Here is a 20,503-nt window from a genome sequence, read left to right on the forward strand (position 1 = left end):
AACCTGACAACTCCAAGATCGACTTGGTGGGATCTCCGCGCGGCCGTCGTCGCCGAGGACGTCCCGCGCCGCGGGGGCCTCAGCGGTCCCAGCGGCAGCAGGCGATGACGGCGGCGGACTCACCGGGGAGGTCGGCGGCGTCGTGGACGAGCACGAGGCCGGGCTCGGTCGCCAGCAGCACCGAGCGGGCGGTGCCGTGCAGGTTGACCCGTTGCGGCGTACGGCGCAGGTTGGCCACCACGACGCAGCAGCCCCGGCGGATGGCGAGGAAGCTGCCGCCGTGCCACACGTCGGCCCGGCGCAGCATCGGCTCGGCCAGCTCGGGCTGTTGCCTGCGCAGCGCGACGAGCCGGCGGTGCAGCTCGAACATGTCGCGGTGCTCGGGCTTGTCCAGCTCGGACCAGTCCAGCCCGTCGTTGAGCGCGGGAGCGCGTGCACCGGACCAGTCCGGCGGGGCCGGCTCGCCGTGCGGGCGGGCGGCCCACTCCTCGCCCATCTGGAGCACCGGCGTGGACGGCGCGGTGAGCAGCAGCGTGGCCCCGACCCGCAGCAGGCCGGGGGAGAGGGCGGCGGTGGGCCGGTCGGTGGCGATGACCGTGGCGAAGCCGTTGCGCAGGATGGCGAAGAGCTGCTCCAGCGAGCCGAACTCGGCGTGGTAGCTCTTGTCGAGCCCCTGCGCGCCGTCGGGCTGCCAGAGGTCGGGCAGCGCGCCGTCGAAGCCGGTGATCAGCCGGGCGCCGACCCGCTCGGAGCCGGCGATCAGCGCGAGCGGCCGCCGGAGCCGGGTGGACAGCGCCTCGACCTTGGCGGTCAGCTCCTCCAGCAGGCGCAGCGCGTCGCGGTCGATCAGCGTGTGGGCGGCGTCCAGGCGTACCCCGTCGGCGTGGTAGTCGCGCAGCCACATCAGCACGCTGTCGGTGATGAAGCTGCGGATGCCGGCGCCGTGCGCGCCGTCGAGGGCGAGCGTGTGGCCCCAGGTGTTGGCCACCTCCGCGAGGTACGGCCCGAGCCGGGGCGCGCCGGCCTCGGCGGGCTGGAGGTGGTCGTACGCCAGGTCTAGGATCACGCCGATGCCCCGCGCGTGGCAGGCGTCGACGAAGCGTTTCAACCCGTCCGGACCGCCGTACGACGGGTGCGGCGTGTACCAGCACGCGCTGTGGTGGGCGGCGCCGCGCTCGACGTTGACCGGGTGCAGCTCGACCATGTCCACGCCGAGGTCGGTCAGGTGGTCGAGCCGGGCGATCGCGGCGTCGAACGTGCCGTCCGAGGTGAAAGCGCCCACCCGCAGCCGGTAGACCACGCCGCCGGGCAGCTCGCGCCCGGCCCAACCGGCGTCGGTCCAGGGGAAGAGCGCGTGGTCGTACGTCCGGCTGGGGCCGTGCACGCCGTGCGGCTGCCAGCGCGAACGCGGGTCGGGCAGCGGCTCCTCGGAGTCGCCGAGCAGGTAGACGTAGTCGGTGCCGTGGGCGGAGCAGTCGACGTTCGTACGCCACCAGCCGGTGGCGTCGAGCGCCATCGGATGGTCGGCGCCGGCGACCCGCACGCGGAGCCGCGACGCCTCGGGAGCCCACACACTAAAACGCGTCATGCGGCAGCCACCACCAAAAGAGCAACTGGGTAGGCGGACAGCACTTCGGACAGCGGCACCCGCCGGGCCTGCCACGTGCGTCCCGTCAACGCATCCGTCCAACGCCCCGGAGCCAACGCCAGCTTAGTTCCGCCCCAGCCCCCGCGGCATGCCAACTTCACCGGCAATCTGGTGGCAACGGCCACAACTCCGCCCCGGTCGAACGCGATCGCATGCTCCGCCGCCGGCCCCTCCACGGCCACCGGTGCATAGCCGATGAACGGCCGGTTACGGCGGGCCCGCAGCACCCGGCTGGTGACGAGCAGCTTGGCCGCGCCGGTCCCGTCGATGGGCGGCAGCCAGCCGTCGTCGAGCCGCGCCAGCAGGTCCCGCCGCAGCGCGAAGTCGACCGGGCGCCGGTTGTCCGGGTCGACGAGCGAGTTGTCCCACAGCTCGGTGCCCTGGTAGACGTCCGGCACGCCGGGCATCGCCAGCTGCACCAGCTTCTGGCCGAGGGAGTTGGACCAGCCGTGCGGCGCGATCTCCGCGACGAAGGCGGCGATGTCCGACCGCAGCGCCTCGTCCTCGTACGCCCGGTCCGCGGCCGCGTGTATGGCCGCCTCGAAGTCCGGGTCGGGGTCGGCCCAGCTCGTCGACGCCGCCGCCTCCCGGGCCGCCTTGGTCAGGTAGGCGTGCAGCCGCTCCTGCTCGATCGGCCAGGCGCCGGCCACCGTCTGCCACATCAACTGCGTGAAGGACACATCGGACAGTGGCGCGGCCGCCGTCCACCGGCGCAGCGCCGCCGCCCATTCGGCCGGCATTTCCGAGAGTACGGCCAGCCGCGCCCGCACGTCCTCGGAGCGCTTGGTGTCGTGTGTGGACAGTGTGGTCATCGAGTACGGCCAGTCCCGGTCGCGCACCGCCGCCGATCGGTGGAACGCCTCGGGGTCACGCCGAAGCGGCTGACGTCGCCGCCGACCTCGTTCAGCGCGACGAACCGGGTGTAGCGGTACTCGGCCGTGTCCTCCACACCCTTGGCCATGACCGCGCCCGTGTACTGCTGGAAGCGTTGCGCCAGCTCGTCGTCCGGGTCGCCGAGCCGGGCGGTGACCGCGTCGAGCGCCGCCGCGAGGTCGGGGCGGCGCCGGCCGGCCTCCGCGCGGGCGGCGTGCAGGTGGCGGGCCCCGCTGGGCAGATAGGAGCGGTAGACCCCGAAACAGGCGGCCAGCTCGCCGAGCGCCTCGGCGGCCTCCGGCACGTCGGGCACGAGCCGGGCCAGCCGCGACCGCTCGGCGGCGAGCATCGTGCTGGCGACCTCCACTTTGGACCGGTACGCGACATCGGGCCACGCCTCGCCGCCTCTGTCGCTCCCGGCGAGCCGGGTAAAGGTCTCCTCGCCGGTCGGGTCCACGAAGAGCCCGCACACCTCGCTGAGCGCGTCGTACCCGGTGGTGCCGTCGACGGGCCAGCCGCGCGGGAGCTGCTCGCCCGGCTCCAGGATCTTCTCCACGATCAGCCAGGCGTCCTTGGCGGCCGCGCGGAGACGGGACAGATACCCGGCCGGGTCGCGCAGGCCGTCCGGATGGTCCACCCGGATGCCGTCCGCGCCCCAGCGCAGGATCTCCGCGTGGGTGGCCTCGAAGACGGCGGGGTCCTCCACCCGCAGGGCGACCAGTGTGGACACCGCGAAGAACCGGCGGTAGCTGGGCCCGTCCCGCCACGACACGAGCTGGTAGTGCTGGCGGTCGTGCACCGCACGCGGCTCACCGTCGCCGGTGCCGTCCGCGATGGGGAAGCTCAGCTCCTGGTAGACGAGTTCGCCGTTGACCACCTTGAGGTCGTTCAGCGCGGCCGGGTCGTCGGCGAGCACCGGCAGCCGCAGCCGCCCGGCCGACCAGTCGATGTCGAACCAGCGCGAGTATGCCGACTCCCGCCCGCGGCGCAGCACGTCCCACCACGCCGGGTTGGCGGCCGGCACCGCCACGCCCATGTGGTTGGGCACGATGTCGACGACGAGTCCCAGCCCCGCCTCGCGTAGCGCGCCACGCAGCTTCTGGAACGCCGGTTCGCCACCCAGTTCGGGGTTGACGCGCGAGTGGTCGACCACGTCGTACCCGTGGGTGGAGCCGGGCGTGGCGGCGAGCAGCGGTGCGCTGTAGAGCTGGCCGACCCCCAGGTCGGCCAGGTAGCCGACGACGTCGGCGGTCGCGTGCAGGTCGAAGTCCGGCCGCACTTGGATCCGGTACGTGGGGCCGGACATGCCTACACCGCCCGGTCCAGCACCAGCAGCGAGCGCTCGGGCACGCGCACCCGGGCGCCGGCGCCGAGCGTCATCGGGTTGACCGGCCCCGCCTCGGCGGTGTCCACGACGGTCTGCCACTTCTCGCCGTACTCCTCGGGCGGGAGCATGAACTCGACCGGCTCGTGGTGGCTGTTGAAGCAGAGCAGGAACGAGTCGTCGCACTGCCGTTCGCCGTACCGGCCGCGCTCCCGGATGCCTTCCCCGTTGACGAAGACCGCGAGCGCGCCGATGTCGCTGTCCCAGTCGGTGCCGCTCATCTGCCGGCCGTCCGGCGTGAACCACTCCATGTCGGCCACCGGCGTGGCGGCGCTGCGCGTCTTGACCGGGTCGCCGGTGAAGAACCGGCGCCGCCGGAAGACCCGGTGCCGGGCGCGGAACGCGGTGAGCCGCCGGACGAACTCGAACATCTGCTCGTCCACGTTGTCCCAGTCCACCCAGGACAGCTCGTTGTCCTGGCAATACACGTTGTTGTTGCCGCGCTGGGTGCGGCCCAGCTCGTCGCCGTGACTGATCATCGGTACGCCCTGCGACAGCAGCAGCGTGGCGAGGTAGTTGCGGCGCTGCCGGGCGCGCAGTGCCAGCACGTCGGCATCGTCGGTCGGTCCCTCGACGCCACAGTTCCAGGATCGGTTGTAGCTTTCCCCGTCCCGGTTGTCCTCACCGTTCGCCGCGTTGTGCTTGTCGTTGTAGGACACCAGGTCGGTGAGCGTGAACCCGTCGTGGCACGTGATGAAGTTGATGCTGTGGAAGGGGCGGCGGCCGTCGTCCTGGTACAGGTCGGCCGAGCCGCTGATCCGGCTGGCGAACTCGGCGAGCACCGGCTGCGTACGCCAGAAGTCGCGGACCGTGTCGCGGAACTTGCCGTTCCACTCCGTCCACAGGGGAGGGAAGTTGCCGACCTGGTATCCGCCCGGTCCGATGTCCCACGGCTCGGCGATGAGCTTGACCCGGCTGACGACCGGGTCCTGCTGCACCACCTCGAAGAACGTCGAGAGCCGGTCCACCTCGTAGAACTCCCGGGCCAGCGCGGCGGCCAGGTCGAAGCGGAACCCGTCGACGTGCATCTCCTGCACCCAGTAGCGCAGCGAATCCATGATGAGCTGCAGCGTCTGCGGCCCGCGCATGTTGAGGCTGTTGCCGCACCCGGTGTAGTCCAGGTACTGCTGCGGCGCGTTGTCGGCCAGCCGGTAGTACGCGGCGTTGTCGATGCCCTTGAAGCCGAGCGTCGGACCGAGGTGGTTGCCCTCGGCGGTGTGGTTGTAGACCACGTCGAGGATCACCTCGATGCCCGCCGCGTGCAGCGCCCGCACCATGCCGCGGAACTCCTGCACCTGCTGCCCGAGGTGGCCCATCGCCGAGTAGCCGTGGTACGGCGCGAAGTAGCCGATGGTGTTGTAGCCCCAGTAGTTGCGCAGGTTCTTCTGGGCCAGGTGGTGGTCGTGGATGAACTGGTGCACCGGCATCAGCTCGATGGCCGTCACCCCGAGCTGCGACAGGTGGTCGATCATCACCGGGTGGGCGATGCCGGCGTACGTGCCGCGCAGCTGCTCCGGGATGTCCGGGTGCCGCCAGGTCAGGCCCTTCACGTGGGCCTCGTAGATGAGCGTGTCGTGGTACGGCCTACCGGGTGGGCGGTCGTTGCCCCAGTCGAAGTACGGGTTGACCACCACCGCCTTCGGCATGTGCGGTGCGGAGTCCACTTCGGACATCCGTTCGGGATGGTCGAGGTCGTACCCGTACAGCGACGGGTGCCACCGCACGTCGCTGTCGACCGCCTTGGCGTACGGGTCGAGGACCAGCTTGTGCTCGTTGCACCGCAGCCCGCGCCCCGGGTCGTACGGCCCGTGCACGCGGAAGCCGTACCGCTGGCCGGGCTCGACGCCGGTCAGGAAGACGTGCCAGACGAACGCGTCGACCTCACGCAGCTCGATGCGCTGCTCCGTGCCGTCCGCGTCGAACAGGCACAGGTCGACCGCCTCGGCCACCTCCGAGTACAGGGCGAAGTTTGTGCCAACACCGTCGTACGTCGCGCCCAGTGGGTAGCGACGCCCAGGCCACACCAGCATAAATCACACATTACGGCCTGGGCTTCGCCGCGACGGCGGGTTCAGCGGTATCCGGTGACGTCGGCGGGCTTGCCGGGGTCCTGCACCTCCACCACGTAGCGCCAGGCGTCCGGACGGGAACCGTCGACGTCGGTGAACCCGTACTCCTGGGCGAGCTGGCCGCTGGACAGCGACTGCCCGCTCCATCGTGCCCGGTCGGCGTCGCCCGCGAGCGCGACCACCGCCCGCCCCACGAACGCGGGCGTCTCCGAGATGGCGAAGTGCGGCTGCTTGGCCAGGGCATCGCGCCAGTTGGCCTCGGTGACGCCGTAGATCTCCAGCATGAACTCCGAGCGCAGCCACCCGGGCGTGAGCGAGACCGCGGTCCCGCCGAACGGCCGCAACTCCTCGGCGAGCGTGTAGCCCATCCGGTTGACCGACACCTTCGCCAGGTCGTAGAAGAACGAGACCCGGTAGTTGTCGCTGTTGTACGCCGTCGTCCCGTCCGTCACCTCGATCACGAGCCCGCCCGGCTGCCGGGTGAGCAGCGGCAGCGCGAAGTGACTGGTGATGATGTGCGTGTCGATCGCCAGTCGCAGCGTACGCAGGCCCTTGTCGAGGTCCTGCGCCCACATCTTGCGCTCCCACGTGATCATCTTTTCGGCGCCCCAGACATCGTTGACCAGGACGTCGAGCCGGCCCTGCTCGCGCTCGATGCGCTCGACCAGCCCGCGCACCTGGTCGGGCTCCAGATGGTCGACCTGGACCGGGATGCCCACCCCGCCGGCACGCTCCACCAGCTCGGCGGTCTCCTCGATGGTCTCCGGCCGGTCGTATTCCGAGCGCTGCGCCCGGGTGCTGCGACCCGTCACGTAGACCGTGGCGCCAGCCGCGCCCAACTCGGTGGCGATCCCCCGCCCCGCTCCCGCGAAGCCCCCGCGACCAGCGCGATCTTCCCCTCCAACGTCATGCCCGCGATCCTGACACGAGGCTCCGACAAGGGGCGTTAGGAAGGGACCCCTGCTATGCACAAAGCGATAACAAGGTGCCCTTCCTTGCAGTTAGGCGAAGAAGGCGGCGATGTCGCGGGCCAGCAGGTCCGGGGCCTCGGCTGCGGCGAAGTGGCCGCCGTGCGGCATCGGGGTCCACCGGCGGACGTCGTACAGGCGCTCGGCCCACTCGCGGGGTGGGGTGCCCTCGTCCGCCAGTTCGTTCGTGAACGAGGCGATCCCGGTCGGTACGCCGACGAAATCGTCCGGGCCGGGCGGCTCGTCGTACCAGCGGTTGTCGTAGTAGTCCCGCATCGAGGACGTGATGGTGCCGGTGACCCAGTAGAGCGTCACGATGCTCAGCAAGGAATCACGGGGCACCGCGCTCCGGGGATCCGACCAGGACCGCCACTTCTCCAGGATCCAGGCGGCCAGGCCGGCGGGGGAGTCGGTGAGGCCGTACCCGAGGGTCTGCGGCTTGGTCGCCTGGATCTCCTTGTAGGCGCCCTCATGCCGCCACCACGCCTCGTTCACCTCCAGGTACGCCCGCTCGGCAGCCGACAGCGGCCGCGACCCCGGGCCGGTGTACGGCGAGATCTCCAGCGTGCTCAGGTGCAGCCCGAGCATGGGTGCCGGGTCGTCGAGCGCCATGTACGTGGCCACCCCGGCGCCGAAGTCGCTGCCGCCGGCGGCGTACCGGTCGTAGCCCAGCGACCGCATGAGGCGGTGCCAGAGGCCGGCGACGTACCGGTAGGTGACGGGGTGCGGTGGCCGGGACGAGAAGCCGTACCCGGGCAGCGAGGGCAGGACCAGGTCGAACGCCGGGCCGTCGATGCCGTGCGCCGCCGGGTCGGTCAGCAGCGGCACCAGCGGCAGCAGCTCGGCGAACGTGCTGGGCCAGCCGCTGGTCAGCACCAGCGGGATGCCCCGGCCGGACCGGGCCCGCGCGTGGACACAGTGGACCAGCACGCCGTCCAGCGGCACGCGGAACTGCGGGTACGCGTTCAGTTCCCGCTCCCGGGCTCGCCAGTCGAACCCGTCCGCCCAGTAGGCCAGCAGGTCGCGGAGGTAGGCCAGGTCCGTCCCCTGCGACCACGGCTCTCCGGGCGCCGGGTCGGGCCAGCGGGTGTTGCGGATGCGCGCCCGCAGGTCCACGAGCACGGCCTCGTCGACCTCGATCACGAACGGCTCCACCCGGCCCAGGGTAGAGCGCGGGCGGCGGCTCGCCGGGGCGCCGGGCCACGCGCGATCAAGGACCTCCCTGTCGATCAAGGACTTCCTCGTCGATCAAGGGCAAACGGTCGTGGATCGGAGATCAAAGCACGACCGTTCGCCCTTGATCGACGGCAAAGTCCTTGATCGACGCGCGGAGGGAGCGGGCGCGGCGCGGAGGGAGCGGGCGCGGCGCGGAGGGAGCGGGCGCGGCGCGGCGTGCGCAGGGAGCGGGCGCGGCGCTGCGTGCGGAGGGGGCGGGGCGGGGGCGGGCATAGGGTGGGAGGGTGGCGGTCGCGGGGTGTTGCTTGCGGCGGGTGCCGGGCGGCGGTACGGCATGCCGAAGGCGCTCGCCCGGCGCGACGGGCGGCTCATGGTGGAGTGGGCGGCCGACACCCTCCGGGAGGGCGGCTGCGCACCCGTGGTCGTCGTACTCGGCGCCGCCGCCGAGCAGGTCCGGGCCGAGGCGCGCCTGGACGCCACGACCGTGGACAACGTGGACTGGGCTACCGGCATGGGGTCGTCGCTGCGCACCGGCCTCGCTTCCCTCGACGGCACCCGGGTGAGCGCTGCCGTCGTACTCCTGGTTGATCTTCCGGGGGTGACTGCGACGGCGGTCCGGCGGCTCGCGGCGCTGGCCGCGCCCGATGCTCTGGTCATGGCTGGTTACGGCGACCGGCGCGGGCATCCGGTGCTGCTCGGCCGGGACCACTGGGCCGGCGTGGCGGCGCTCGCGGTGGGCGATGTGGGCGCCAAGCCCTACTTGTCCGCGCATGCCGCGGCCGTGCGGGTGGTGCCGTGCGACGACGTGGCCGACGATCGTGACGTGGACGTGCCGGAGGAGCACACTGGTTCCCATGCGTGACGTCCTTGATGATCTGTTGCGCTGGTGGCGCGTGGGCGAGCCGGTCGGCATGGCCACCGTGATCGCGACCTGGAAGAGCGCGCCCCGGCAGCCGGGCGCGACCATGCTGGTGGGGCCCGACGGCACGGCCGTCGGCAGCGTCTCCGGCGGCTGCGTCGAGGGCGCGGTCTACGACCTCTGCCAGGAGGCCATCGCCGACGGGGTGCCGCGCCAGCAGCGGTACGGGGTGAGCGACGACGACGCCTTCTCGGTGGGTTTGACCTGCGGCGGCACCATCGACCTGTTCGTCGAGCGGGTCGACCGGGAGAGCTTCCCGCGGCTGGCCGACGTGGCCGAGTCGATCGACAAGGGCGTGCCGGTGGGCGTGCTGACCTGCATCGAAGGGCCGACCGACCGGATCGGCCGGCACCTGGTGATCTGGCCGGACGAGCGGGACGGCACGCTCGGCTCGGCCCGGTTGGACGACGCGGCCACCGACGACGGTCGCGGCCTGCTCGCGGCGGGGCGCAATGGGGTGCTGCACTACGGGCCCGACGGCCAGCGCCGGGGCTCCGGGCTCAGCGTGCTGGTCCGGGCGTACGCGCCTCCGCCTCGCATGATCGTGTTCGGGGCGATCGACTTCGCCGCGGCGGTGGCCCGGATCGGGGCGTTTCTGGGCTACCGGGTGACGGTGTGCGACGCGCGGCCGGTGTTCGCCACGCAGCGCCGCTTTCCGGAGGCGGACGAGGTGGTCGTGGACTGGCCGCACCGCTACCTGGCCGCCGAGTCCGAGGGTGGCCGGCTCGACGAGCGCACGGTGGTGTGCGTGCTGACCCACGACCCGAAGTTCGACGTGCCCGTCCTGCAGATCGCGCTGGACATGCCGCTGGCGTACGTGGGCGCGATGGGCTCCCGCCGTACGCACGACGACCGGCTGGCCCGGCTCCGCGAGGCCGGCGTCGCCGAGGACGCACTCGCCCGGCTCGCCTCGCCGATCGGGCTGGACCTGGGCGCCCGTACGCCGGAGGAGACCGCGGTCAGCATCGCCGCCGAGATCATCGCGGGCCGGTGGGGCGGCAAGGGGGCCCGGTTGTCGGAGACCGAGGGTCGCATTCACGCGTAACACTTGGCTCCATGGTCGTGATGATCGGGCCGGTCGATGAGCCGCCGCCCGTGGGTTTGCGGCATCTGCCCCGGCTGTGCCGCCACGCGCTGTCGATCGCCTGGACGGCCGGGCGCGGCGACCTGATCCTGTCCACCGGGCTCCAGGTCGTGGCCGGGTTCGGCCTCGCCGGGCTGCTGCTGATCGGTCAGTCAGCGCTCCAGTCCGTATTGGACGCCATCAGCGGCAGCGGCTCGCTGTCCGACGTACTGCCGTGGGTGCTGGCCATGTCCGCCGTCGCCGCGCTCCAGTCGCTGGCCGGCTCGCTGCAGCGGGAGCGCCAGCAGATCCTCGGCGAACTGGTCAGCCGGTACATCGAGGGGCGCGTCCTGGACGTGACGGTGGCGGCGGACCTGGCGATGTTCGACGAGCCCGAGTTTCACAACCGGGTGCAGCGCATGCAGATGAGCGGCAACCAGGCGCTCAACATGGTGTTCGGGCTGTCCGGCCTGGTCCGCGCCGTCGTCGGGGTGACCGCGGCGCTGGTGGCGATCGTGGCGATCGCGCCGATCCTGCTCCCGCTGCTGGCGCTGGTGGTGCTGCCGGCCTGGTTCGCGGCGTCCCGGCGGGGCGAGGCGTTCCACAAGTTCTTCTGGAAGATGACACCGCGCGACCGGGAACGGCACTACCTCGGCGGGCTGCTGCAGAGCCGGGGCTCGGCCAAGGAGGTGCGCGCCTTCGGGCTGGCCGGTCACCTGCGCCGCCGCCACGACCAGCTGTACGACGAGCGGATCACCGAACTGAAGAAGGTGGCCCGCAAGCAGCTCGTGGTGACGTTCGGCGCCAACGTGATGATCGGTGCCGTGCTCGCCGCCACGCTGCTCGTGGTGGCCTGGCTGTCGCTGCGCGGCACCGTGCCGCTCGCCGCGGCCGGCATCGCGGTCGCCGGCGTGGCCCTGGTCGGCGGGCGGCTTGCCGAAGCCGGCTGGTCGGCCGGCGCGCTCACCGAGGCGGGCCGCTACCTCGACGACTACCTGGCGTTCACCGAACTGCTCCCGCGCGTGCGCACGGCCCGCCCGACCGGCACGGCGCCGCCCGGGTTCGCCCGGCTCACCGCCGAGGACGTGACCTTCACGTACCCGACCGCGCCCGAACCGGCCCTGCGCGGCGTCACCCTGGAGGTGGCCGCCGGCGAGGTGGTCGCCCTGGTCGGCGAGAACGGCTCCGGCAAGACCACCCTCGCCAAGCTGCTCGCCGGGCTGTACCGCCCAGACGCGGGCACCATCCGCTGGGACGGCACCGACATGTCCACTGTGGATCCCGATGGGTGGCACGACCACGTGGCCGTCATCTTCCAGGACTTCGAGCGCTTTCACCTCACGGCCGCCGACAACATCGGGCTCGGCCGGGTGTCCGCCGCCGACGACCTCGACGCCATCAAGGCCGCCGCGCGCCAGGCCGGCGCCGACGGGTTCATCGAGGAGCTACCCAAGGGGTACGCCACACAACTGGGCCCGGAATTCGTCGGCGGGACCGACCTGTCCGTCGGCCAGTGGCAGCGGATCGCGTTGGCGCGCGCGTTCTTCCGGGGTGCCCCGTTCATCATCCTCGACGAGCCGACCGCTTCCCTGGACGCGCGCGCCGAACAGGAGCTCTTCGAACGGATCCGGTCGCTGCTGGCCGCGCGTACCGTGCTGCTCATCTCGCACCGCTTCTCCAGCGTGCGGTCCGCCGACCGGATCTACGTGCTGGACGCCGGCAAGGTCGTCGAATCCGGCGACCACGACGCCCTAATGGCCCTGGGCGGCCTGTACGCCGAGCTATTCACCCTGCAGGCGGCCGCGTACGTCGAAGGCTAAGCCCGCCTTGGCGCGGCGTCACGTCGGGCCGCCTTGACGCGGCGTCGCGGCCGTGCGTCGCGCTGCGTCGATCAAGGCTTTGCTCGTCGATCAAGGGCGAATGGTCGTGGTTTGGAGATCGAAGTGCGGCCGTTTGCCCTTGATCGGCGGGAAGTCCTTGATCGGCGCGGGGTGGTGTGTGTGGTTGGGGTGGCGGCGGGGGCTGGTCGTGGGGTGGGGTGGGGCTGCGTCGATCAAGGCTTTGCTCGTCGATCAAGGGCGAATGGTCGTGGTTTGGAGATCGAAGTACGGCCGTTTGCCCTTGATCGGCGGAGAAGTCCTTGATCGGCGCGGCGCGGCGCGGTCCGGGGCGGCGCGGTCCGAGGCGGCGCGGTCCGGGCGCGGCGCGCGGGGCGGCGGGGGCGTGGGGCGCGGGGTGGGGCTAGGGGACTTGGAGGGCTAGGTAGAAGTCGACGCGGGCGTCGAAGTGGGTCAGGTCGCGGCCGGTCAGTGCCTCGATGCGGCCGATGCGGTAGCGCAGGGTGTTGACGTGGACGTGCAGGCGTTCGGCGCATCGGGTCCACGAGCCGGAGCAGTTCAGGAACTCGGCGAGCGTGTGGACCAGGTCGGCGTCGTGTGCACGGTCGTACGCGACGAGCGGGCCGAGCAGCCGCTCCCGGAACGCCTCGCGGGTGTCGCTGGGCACCCGCGAGAGGAGTAGCAGGTGCGACGCCAGCTCCGCCGCGCAGACCACCGCCGTCCGGCCCGCCGCCGACCGGTGCGCGTGCCGGGCCTCCTCGACCGCTCCGGCCAGCGCGGCCACTCCGGCGGCCGGCGCGCTGACCCCGACCGACAGCCGCCCGGCGCCGAGCCCGGGGCCGAGCGCGGCCACCGCGGACCGCAGCGCCGCGGGCACGTCCAGGTCCGGCGGCGCCGCGAGCACCCCCAGCGCTCTGCCGTCGCCGAGCGCGGTCACGGCCACCTGCGGCGCGAGTGGCCGCAGGGCCTCTTCGAGTACGGCCACGGTCAGGTCGGGCGGGGTGCGCAGCCCGCTCAGCTCAGCCACCACCGCCACGAAGGTCGACTCCGGCGGCAGCCCGCACGAGAGCACCCCGGCTCGCAGGTCGGCGGCGCCGGCGCCGGTGGTCAGCAGCCGGCCCAGCCCGTCGGCGAGCCGGCGCTCGACGCGTACCACCTCGTCGAGTTGGGCGCGCTCGAGCGCGACCAGGCTGACCAGCTCGTCGGCCCCGTCCGGCAACCCGGACGGCGTCGCCGGCTCGGATGGGAACGCCACGAACCACGACGCCAGCCGGTGCTCGGGCCGGCCGGGCACGCCGACCAGGGCGTACCGGTGGGCGTCCACGGTCACCGTCGCCGGCAGCCGGCCGGCGGCCAGGAACGCCCGCGCCAGCTCCGCGCCGGGCGGCGCGGCGTCCGTGCCGGCGATCTCCCGCCCGGTCGGCGCGTACACCCAGCAGGCCAGGCCCAGGTCTCCCGCCACGGGCGGGAGCAAATCGGCCAAACGCGCGCCGGCGGCCATCGCCGCCACCAGTCCACGTTGCCGACCGAGTACGGTGGCCAGCCCGCTGGCCCGCTGCGCCCACAGCGACGGGTTGACCGCGTCGACGATCTCCCGGAACGACACCTCGACCGGCACCTCGAAGAGCGGGATGCCGTGCCGCTCGCACGCCTCGATCAGGTCGGCGGGGACCGAGCCGAAGACCGCGTCGCCGGCCCCGATCGCGGTGACGTCGCCGGCGGCGCAGGCGGCCACGAACGTCTCGGAGTCGGCCGGGCCGCGCCGCCACATCAGGCCGGTCAGCACGATCTCCGCCCCGGCCAGGTAGCGGCTCGGGTCGGGCAGGTCCGTGACGTACACCCGGTTGACCGGGCGCTCCCGCCCTTCCGGGCCGGTGAGCAGGGTGAGCTTGAATCGGTGCTGGTCAAGCAGCTCCCGCAGCAGCATGTGCGCACCTCCCGCCGACGTTTGGAGGAACCTACGAAAACCCTACGGCCCGCGTGTTTCGGTTTCGGTGTCAATACCGGTTCATGGCCGGTCGTCCTACTGGTGTACTGGCCGAATGACGGGGAGCCTCGCCGAGTTCAACGCTCTCCCGCCTGCCGAGGCCGAGCGGGAGTTGCTCGCGTGCTGCGCCGCCCCCGCCTGGGCACGGGCGGTCGCGGCGGGCCGGCCGTACCCGGACAGGATGGCGCTGCGCGCGGCGGGTGATGTCGCGGCACAGGGGCTGGCCTGGGCGGATGTCGCGCTGGCCCTGTCCGCGCACCCGCGGATCGGCGAGCGCGTCGCGGGCGGCGGCCGGGAGGCGGCCTGGTCGCGCCGGGAGCAGGCGGGCGCCGCCGACTCGCCGGTGGCGGTCGCGCTGGCGCAGGTCAACCGGGAGTACGAGGAGCGGTTCGGCCACGTGTTTTTGATCTTCGCGACCGGGAAGAGCCCGGAGGAGATGCTCGCGGCGGCCCGGGCGCGGCTGGCGCACGACGAGGCGGCCGAGCGGCCCGTGGTGCGGGAGGAGCTGCGCAAGATCGCGCTGCTCCGGCTGGAGAGGCTCGTCGGGTGAGCCTGTCCACGCACGTGCTCGACAACGCGACCGGGGAGCCGGCGCGGGGGGTGCCGGTGCGGCTGGAACGGCGGAGCGGCGACGGCTGGACGCCCGTCGCCGCGGGCCGCACCGACACTGACGGCCGGTTGCGCGACTGGGTGCCGGACGCCGGGTGGGGCGCCGGGACGTACCGGCTGGTCTTCGACACGGCCGCGCACCTGGGGCCGGACGCGTTCTTCCCGGAGGTCGCGGTGGTCTTCCAGGTCGCCGACGCCGGCCGGCACTACCACGTGCCGTTGCTGCTGAGCCCGTACGGCTACACCACCTACCGAGGGAGCTGACCGAGATGGGGATCGTGCTGGGCGCCAACCAGTACGGCAAGGCGGAGACCCGGGTCGTGCGGGTGGTCCGCGACGGCCCCCGGCACGAGCTGCGCGACCTGAACGTCAGCGTGGCGCTCTCCGGCGACCTCGACGCGACGCACCTGACCGGCGACAACGCGGCGGTGCTGCCGACCGACACGCAGAAGAACACGGTGTACGCCTTCGCCAAGCGGTACGGCATCGGCGAGCCGGAGGAGTTCGGGCTGCGGCTGGCGCGGCACTTCGTCGCGGCGCAACCCTCGATCCGGTGGGCCCGGGTGACCATCGAGCAGTACGGCTGGCAGCGCCTCGGGCCGCACTCGTTCCAGCGGGACGGCGGCGCCACGCGTACCTGCGCGGTCACTGTGGACGGTGCCGGCGAAGCGGTGGTGTCCGGGGTCACCGACCTGGTGCTGCTCAACTCGACCGACTCGGAGTTCTGGGGGTACGCGAAGGACGAGTACACGACGCTCCCGGAGACCAAGGACCGGGTCCTGGCGACGGCCGTGTCGGCGCGCTGGCTGTTGTCCTCCGTGGACACGGACTGGGCCGCCTCGTACGACGGTGTGCGGGCGGCGCTCGTGGCGGCTTTCGCCCAGACGTACAGCCTCTCGCTGCAGCAGACCCTGTACGCGATGGGCCGGCGGGTGCTGGAGGAGCGGCCCGAGGTCGCGGAGGTACGTCTTGCCCTGCCCAACAAGCACCATCTGCTCGTCGACCTGGCACCGTTCGGGCTGGACAACCCGAACGAGGTGTTCGTCGCCGCCGACCGGCCGTACGGGCTGATCGAAGGCTCAGTGCTCCGCGAAGGTGCCGCAGCGAACGACGGGGCCTTCTGATGGACTTCCTACAACCGTCCACATGGGAGGATGCGCTGGCGGCCAAGGCGGCGCACCCGGACGCGGTGCCGATCGCCGGGGCACCGACGTGATGGTGGAGCTCAACTTCGACAAGCGCCGCCCGCCCGCGCTGCTCGACTTGACCCGGGTCGCCCCGTTGGCCGACTGGGGCTCCGACGGCGACATGCTGCGGGTCGGGGCGGGCGTGTCGTACCGCCGGATCATCGAGGAAATGGGCGCGGTGCTGCCCGGGCTCGCGATGGCGTCCCGTACGGTCGGCTCGCCGCAGATCCGCAACCGGGGCACGGTCGGCGGCAACCTGGGCTCGGCCTCCCCGGCCGGCGACGCGCACCCGCCGCTGCTGGCCGCCGACGCGGTGGTCGAGGTGGCCTCGCTGCGGGGCTTCCGCCGGGTGCCGGTCGGCGAGTTCTTCACCGGCCCGAAGCGCAGCGTGCTGGCGCCGGACGAGCTGATCGCGGCGTTCCTGGTGCGCCCCGGTGGCGCGCAGCAGTTCGCCAAGATCGGTACGCGGAACGCGATGGTGATCGCGGTGTGCTCGTTCGCGCTGTCGCTGGATCCGGTGCGCCGTACGGTCGGCACCGGCATCGGCTCGGCGGCCCCGACCCCGGTGCGGGCCGGCGCCGCGGCGGACTTCCTGGCGGCCGAGCTGCCGTGGGAGTCCCGGGGGCCACTGGAAGAGACAGTCGCCGCCGAGTTCGGCCGGCTGGTCGCCGGGGCCGCGTCTCCGATCGATGACGTACGCGGAACCGCCGCCTACCGCCGCCACGCGCTGTCCGTACTGGCCCGACGCACCCTCGCGTGGGCCTGGAAGGGGTTGCCATGAGGGTCAACTGCACGGTCAACGGCGACGCCCGCCAGGCCGACGACGTATGGCCCGGCGAGAGCCTGCTGTACGTGTTGCGCGAGCGGCTCGGCCTGCCCGGCTCGAAGAACGCCTGCGAGCAAGGGGAGTGCGGCTCCTGCACGGTGTACCTGGACGGCACGCCCGTGTGCGCCTGCCTGGTCGCGGCCGGGCAGGCCGAGGGGCGCGACGTGGTCACCATCGAAGGGCTCGCCGAGAGCCGGGTGCAGGAGGCGTTCCTGGAGGCCGGCGCCGTCCAGTGTGGATTCTGTACGCCGGGGCTGATCGTCGCCGTACACGATCTGCTGGCGCGGGAGGAGAAGCCCAGCGACCCGGACATCCGCGAGGCGCTCGCCGGCAACCTGTGCCGCTGCACGGGGTACGAGAAGATCATGGACGCGGTCCGGCTGGCGGCCGCCCGATGATCGTCCTGGAGGGGTGCGCGGTCGCGACGGTCGACGCCGCCGGCACCGAGTACGCCGACGGTCACGTGGTGGTCGACGGCGACCGGATCGTGGCGGTCGGACCGGGCCGGTACGCCGGCGCGGGGCAACGCGTCGACGGGTCCGGCTGCCTCGCCACGCCCGGCCTGGTCAACACCCACCACCACCTGTACCAGTGGGCCACCCGGGGCCACGCCCAGCAGGAGAACCTCTTCGGCTGGCTCACCGAGCTCTACCCGATCTGGGCCCGGCTGGACGAGGAGGTGGTGGCCGCGACCACCGCCGCCGGCCTCGGCTGGCTCGCCCTCTCCGGCTGCACCATGAGCACCGACCACCACTACGTCTACCCGTCCGGGGCGGGCGACCTGATGGCCGCCCAGGTGGCCGCGGCCGGCGAGATCGGGCTGCGCTTTCACCCGTGCCGCGGCTCGATGGACCTGGGTGTCTCGGCCGGCGGGCTGCCCCCGGACGAGGTCGTCGAGGACACCGAGGCCGCGCTGGTCGCCACCGAAGAGGCGATCGACCGCTTCCACGACCCGTCGCCCGGGGCGATGGTGCGGGTGGCGGTCGCGCCGTGTTCGCCGTTCTCGGTCACCGGCAAGCTGATGAGCGAGGCCGCGGCGCTGGCCCGCCGGCGTGGCGTACGGCTGCACACCCACCTCGCCGAGACCGTGGAGGAAGAGGAGTACTGCCAGCAGACGCACGGCTGCACCCCGGTGGAGTACGCCGACCGGCTCGGCTGGCTCGGCGCCGACGTGTGGTTGGCGCACGGCATCCACCTGGACGCGGCGGCGGTGGCCCGCTTCGGCGCGACGGGCACGGGTGTGGCGCACTGCCCGAGTTCCAACGCGCGGCTGGGCGCGGGCATCGCTCCCGTACCCGATCTGCTGGCCGCCGGCGCGCCCGTCGGCCTCGGTGTGGACGGCGCCGCCTCGCAGGAGGCCGGCCAGCTGGGGGCGGAGCTGCGCCAGGCCCTGTACGCCGCGCGGCTGCGCGGTGGCCCGGACGCGCTGACCGCCCGGCAGGCGCTGGCGCTCGGCACCGTCGGCGGCGCCCGGTGCCTGGGCCGCGCCGAGGAGGTGGGATCGTTGGAGGCGGGCAAGCTCGCCGACGTCGCGCTGTGGCGCCTCGACGGGCTCGGCCACGCCGGGATCGACGACCCGGTCGCCGCGCTGGTGTTCGGCCCACCGGCCACTGTGGAGCTGCTGCTCGTGGGCGGCCGGGCGGTGGTCGAGCGCGGCGAGCTGCGTACCGCCGACGAGCGTGACCTGGCCCGGCGTACGGTGCGCGCGCACGAGAGGTTGATCCGATGACCACAGTGGACATTGGCGTCAGTGCCGGGGTGGGCACGAGCCCGCGCCGCCCCGACGGCACGCTTAAGGTGAAGGGCGAGTTCGCGTTCTCCTCCGACCTGTGGGCCGACGACATGCTGTGGGGCGCGACGCTGCGCAGCCCGTACCCGCATGCCCGGATCCGCGGCATCGACCTGACCGCGGCGCTCGCGCTGCCCGGGGTCTTCGCGGTCCTCACCCACGAGGACGTGCCGGGCGCCAAGCGGTACGGCCTGGAGATCGTCGACCAGCCGGTGCTGGCCATGGACGAGGTGCGCTACGAGGGCGAGCCGGTCGCGATCGTGGCCGCCGACCACCCGGAGACCGCGCGCCGGGCGGCGGCCCGCATCGTCGTGGACTACGAGCAGCTGCCGCCGGTCACCGACCCGGAGCGGGGCGAGCTGCTGCGGCGGGTACCGGTGCGGACCGGCGACCCGGCCGCGACCGCCGACGTCGTGGTCGCTGGGGAGTACACGGTGGGCATGCAGGACCAGGCGTTCCTGGGGCCCGAGTCGGGTCTCGCGGTGCCGGCCGAGGACGGCGGCGTCGACCTCTACATCGCCACCCAGTGGCTGCACGTGGACCAGAAGCAGGTCGCCGGCTGCCTTGCCCTGCCGCCGGAGAAGGTGCGGCTCAGCCTGGCCGGCGTCGGCGGCGCGTTCGGCGCCCGGGAAGACCTGTCGATGCAGGTGCACGCGAGCATGCTCGCACTGCACACCGGCAAGCCGGTCAAGATGGTGTACGGCCGGGAGGAGTCCTTCTACGGCCACGTGCACCGGCACCCGGCCACGCTGCGGTACGAGCATGGCGCCACCCGTGACGGCAAACTCGTGTACGTCAAGGCCCGCATCGTGCTCGACGGCGGCGCGTACGCGTCCAGTTCGACGGCGGTCGCGGCCAACGCGGCGACCCTCGGCATCGGCCCGTACGAGGTGCCCAATGTGGACATGGACGCCAGCGTGTACTACTCGAACAACCCGCCGTGCGGGGCGATGCGGGGCTTCGGCGCGGTGCAGGCGTGCTTCGCGTACGAGTCGCAAATGGACAAGCTGGCGCTGGCGTTGGGGCTCGACCCGGTGCAGCTGCGCATCCGCAACGCGATGACGACCGGCTCCCGGATGCCCACCGGCCAGATCGTGGAGGGGCCGGCACCCGTCGCTCCCCTCTTGGAACGGGTGCGTTCCGTCCCGCCGCCGCCCGCGGGCAGCGGCGACCTCCGTGAACTGCCCGGCGGGGTCTCCAACACCACGCACGGCGAGGGCGTCGTGCGCGGCGTCGGGTACGCCATCGGCATCAAGAACGTCGGCTTCTCCGAGGGCTTCGACGACTTCTCCACCGCCCGGGTCCGGCTGGAGGTGATCGGCGGCGAGGCGGCCGTGCTGGTGCACACCGCCGCCGCCGAGGTGGGCCAGGGCCTGGTCACCGTGCAGGCACAGATCGCCCGCACCGAGCTGGGCGTCGAGCGGGTCACCATCGCCACCGCCGACACCACCGTCGGCAGCGCCGGCTCGTCCTCGGCGTCGCGGCAGACGTACGTGACGGGCGGCGCGGTGCGGGCGGCCTGCCAGGCGGTGCGGGCCACGCTGCTGGCCCGGGTCGGCGGCGCCGGCATCGTGGGCGGCAAGGTGGTCTCGGCGACCGGGGCGGTGCTCGCCGACGTCCTGGAGGTCATCGGCGACGACCCGGTGGAGGAGACCGTCGAGTGGCGCCACCGCCCGACGTACCCGCTCGACCCGGAGACCGGCCAGGGCAACGCGCACGTGCAGTACGCCTTCGCCGCGCACCGGGCCACCGTCGACGTCGACGTCGAGCTGGGCCTGGTCCGGGTCGTCGAGATCGTGACGGCGCAGGACGTGGGCAAGGCCGTCAACCCGCTCGCCGTCGAGGGCCAGATCCACGGGGGTACGGCCCAAGGGCTGGGCCTGGCGTTGATGGAGGAGATCCAAGTGGTGGACGGGGTGGTGCGCAACCCGTCGTTCACCGACTACCTGATCCCGACGATCCTCGACATGCCGCCGATGAAGGTCGACGTCCTGGAGCTGGCCGACCCGCACTCGCCGTACGGCCTGCGCGGGGTGGGGGAGCCGCCGACCATCTCGTCCACGCCCGCGATCGTGGCCGCCGTACGCGCCGCCACCGGCAAGGCCCTGACCCGCGTCCCCATCCGCCCCGAACACATCGTCGGCTGACAGCGTTCCCCACGGCGAGG

17 protein-coding genes and 1 pseudogene are annotated in these 20,503 nt (G+C 72.8%); 11 read left to right on the forward strand and 7 right to left on the reverse strand.

Going from position 1 to position 20,503, the window contains the following annotated elements; genetic code table 11:
* Nucleotides 1-79: 79 nt before the first annotated feature.
* From Prum_RS30330 to Prum_RS30355, 6 genes and pseudogenes are all read right to left on the reverse strand, one after another.
* Entirely contained in the window at nt 80-1,588 is a 1,509-nt protein-coding gene (locus Prum_RS30330) for an alpha-amylase family glycosyl hydrolase (protein ID WP_173079577.1), read from the reverse strand.
* Entirely contained in the window at nt 1,585-2,487 is a 903-nt protein-coding gene (locus tag Prum_RS55815; RefSeq protein ID WP_173079578.1) for a malto-oligosyltrehalose synthase, read from the reverse strand. The genes Prum_RS30330 and Prum_RS55815 overlap by 4 nt, the downstream gene beginning before the upstream one ends.
* Complete coding sequence (locus Prum_RS55820) at nt 2,457-3,827, reverse strand: alpha-amylase family glycosyl hydrolase (protein ID WP_173079579.1); 1,371 nt, start codon at nt 3,825-3,827, stop codon at nt 2,457-2,459. The genes Prum_RS55815 and Prum_RS55820 overlap by 31 nt, the downstream gene beginning before the upstream one ends.
* A gap of 2 nt (nt 3,828-3,829) precedes the next feature.
* Entirely contained in the window at nt 3,830-5,935 is a 2,106-nt protein-coding gene (glgX, locus tag Prum_RS30345; protein WP_173079580.1) for a glycogen debranching protein GlgX, read from the reverse strand.
* Between the two features lie 41 nt (nt 5,936-5,976).
* A pseudogene (locus Prum_RS30350) lies at nt 5,977-6,884 on the reverse strand (SDR family oxidoreductase).
* Nucleotides 6,885-6,975: 91 nt separating this feature from the next.
* Entirely contained in the window at nt 6,976-8,097 is a 1,122-nt protein-coding gene (locus Prum_RS30355; RefSeq protein ID WP_246278189.1) for an epoxide hydrolase family protein, read from the reverse strand.
* A 319-nt stretch (nt 8,098-8,416) separates the two neighbouring features.
* On the opposite strand from Prum_RS30355, the gene Prum_RS52120 reads away from it, so the two are divergent.
* The 3 genes from Prum_RS52120 to Prum_RS30370 are packed head-to-tail and all read left to right on the forward strand — an operon-like array spanning nt 8,417 to nt 11,920.
* Nucleotides 8,417-8,980: a nucleotidyltransferase family protein gene (locus Prum_RS52120; protein WP_246278190.1), complete on the forward strand. Its 564-nt coding sequence runs from the start codon at nt 8,417-8,419 to the stop codon at nt 8,978-8,980.
* Complete coding sequence (locus Prum_RS30365) at nt 8,973-10,082, forward strand: XdhC family protein (protein ID WP_173079583.1); 1,110 nt, start codon at nt 8,973-8,975, stop codon at nt 10,080-10,082. Before Prum_RS52120 ends, Prum_RS30365 begins: the two co-directional genes overlap by 8 nt.
* A gap of 11 nt (nt 10,083-10,093) precedes the next feature.
* Nucleotides 10,094-11,920 carry an ABC transporter ATP-binding protein gene (locus Prum_RS30370; RefSeq protein WP_173079584.1) on the forward strand — a complete coding sequence of 609 codons (1,827 nt, stop codon included), beginning with the start codon at nt 10,094-10,096 and terminating at the stop codon, nt 11,918-11,920.
* Nucleotides 11,921-12,341: 421 nt separating this feature from the next.
* On the opposite strand, the gene Prum_RS30375 is transcribed toward Prum_RS30370, so the two are convergent.
* The gene (locus Prum_RS30375) at nt 12,342-13,865 is read right to left on the reverse strand and encodes a PucR family transcriptional regulator (protein WP_173079585.1); all 1,524 of its coding nucleotides are present in this window, start codon (nt 13,863-13,865) and stop codon (nt 12,342-12,344) included.
* 115 nt (nt 13,866-13,980) lie between these two features.
* On the opposite strand from Prum_RS30375, the gene uraD reads away from it, so the two are divergent.
* Genes uraD through pucD form a run of 8 tightly spaced genes read left to right on the forward strand, consistent with a single transcriptional unit; the run spans nt 13,981 to nt 20,483 of the window.
* Complete coding sequence (gene uraD / locus Prum_RS30380) at nt 13,981-14,475, forward strand: 2-oxo-4-hydroxy-4-carboxy-5-ureidoimidazoline decarboxylase (RefSeq protein ID WP_173079586.1); 495 nt, start codon at nt 13,981-13,983, stop codon at nt 14,473-14,475.
* Entirely contained in the window at nt 14,472-14,798 is a 327-nt protein-coding gene (gene uraH / locus Prum_RS30385; protein WP_173079587.1) for a hydroxyisourate hydrolase, read from the forward strand. Before uraD ends, uraH begins: the two co-directional genes overlap by 4 nt.
* Nucleotides 14,799-14,803: 5 nt before the next feature.
* Nucleotides 14,804-15,658 carry a factor-independent urate hydroxylase gene (pucL, locus tag Prum_RS30390; RefSeq protein WP_173079588.1) on the forward strand — a complete coding sequence of 285 codons (855 nt, stop codon included), beginning with the start codon at nt 14,804-14,806 and terminating at the stop codon, nt 15,656-15,658.
* Nucleotides 15,658-15,750, forward strand: coding sequence for an FAD binding domain-containing protein (locus Prum_RS49795; RefSeq protein WP_218577399.1), 93 nt, complete (start codon nt 15,658-15,660; stop codon nt 15,748-15,750). Before pucL ends, Prum_RS49795 begins: the two co-directional genes overlap by 1 nt.
* Nucleotides 15,750-16,502, forward strand: coding sequence for an FAD binding domain-containing protein (locus Prum_RS30395; RefSeq protein ID WP_218577400.1), 753 nt, complete (start codon nt 15,750-15,752; stop codon nt 16,500-16,502). Before Prum_RS49795 ends, Prum_RS30395 begins: the two co-directional genes overlap by 1 nt.
* Entirely contained in the window at nt 16,499-16,945 is a 447-nt protein-coding gene (locus tag Prum_RS30400; RefSeq protein ID WP_173079589.1) for a (2Fe-2S)-binding protein, read from the forward strand. The genes Prum_RS30395 and Prum_RS30400 overlap by 4 nt, the downstream gene beginning before the upstream one ends.
* A complete protein-coding gene (locus Prum_RS30405) occupies nt 16,942-18,276 on the forward strand; it encodes an 8-oxoguanine deaminase (protein ID WP_173079590.1) in 1,335 nt (444 codons plus the stop codon). The genes Prum_RS30400 and Prum_RS30405 overlap by 4 nt, the downstream gene beginning before the upstream one ends.
* Complete coding sequence (gene pucD, locus Prum_RS30410; RefSeq protein ID WP_173079591.1) at nt 18,273-20,483, forward strand: xanthine dehydrogenase subunit D; 2,211 nt, start codon at nt 18,273-18,275, stop codon at nt 20,481-20,483. The genes Prum_RS30405 and pucD overlap by 4 nt, the downstream gene beginning before the upstream one ends.
* Nucleotides 20,484-20,503 lie beyond the last annotated feature (20 nt).

It is taken from the genome of Phytohabitans rumicis (assembly GCF_011764445.1).
Taxonomy (GTDB): domain Bacteria; phylum Actinomycetota; class Actinomycetes; order Mycobacteriales; family Micromonosporaceae; genus Phytohabitans; species Phytohabitans rumicis.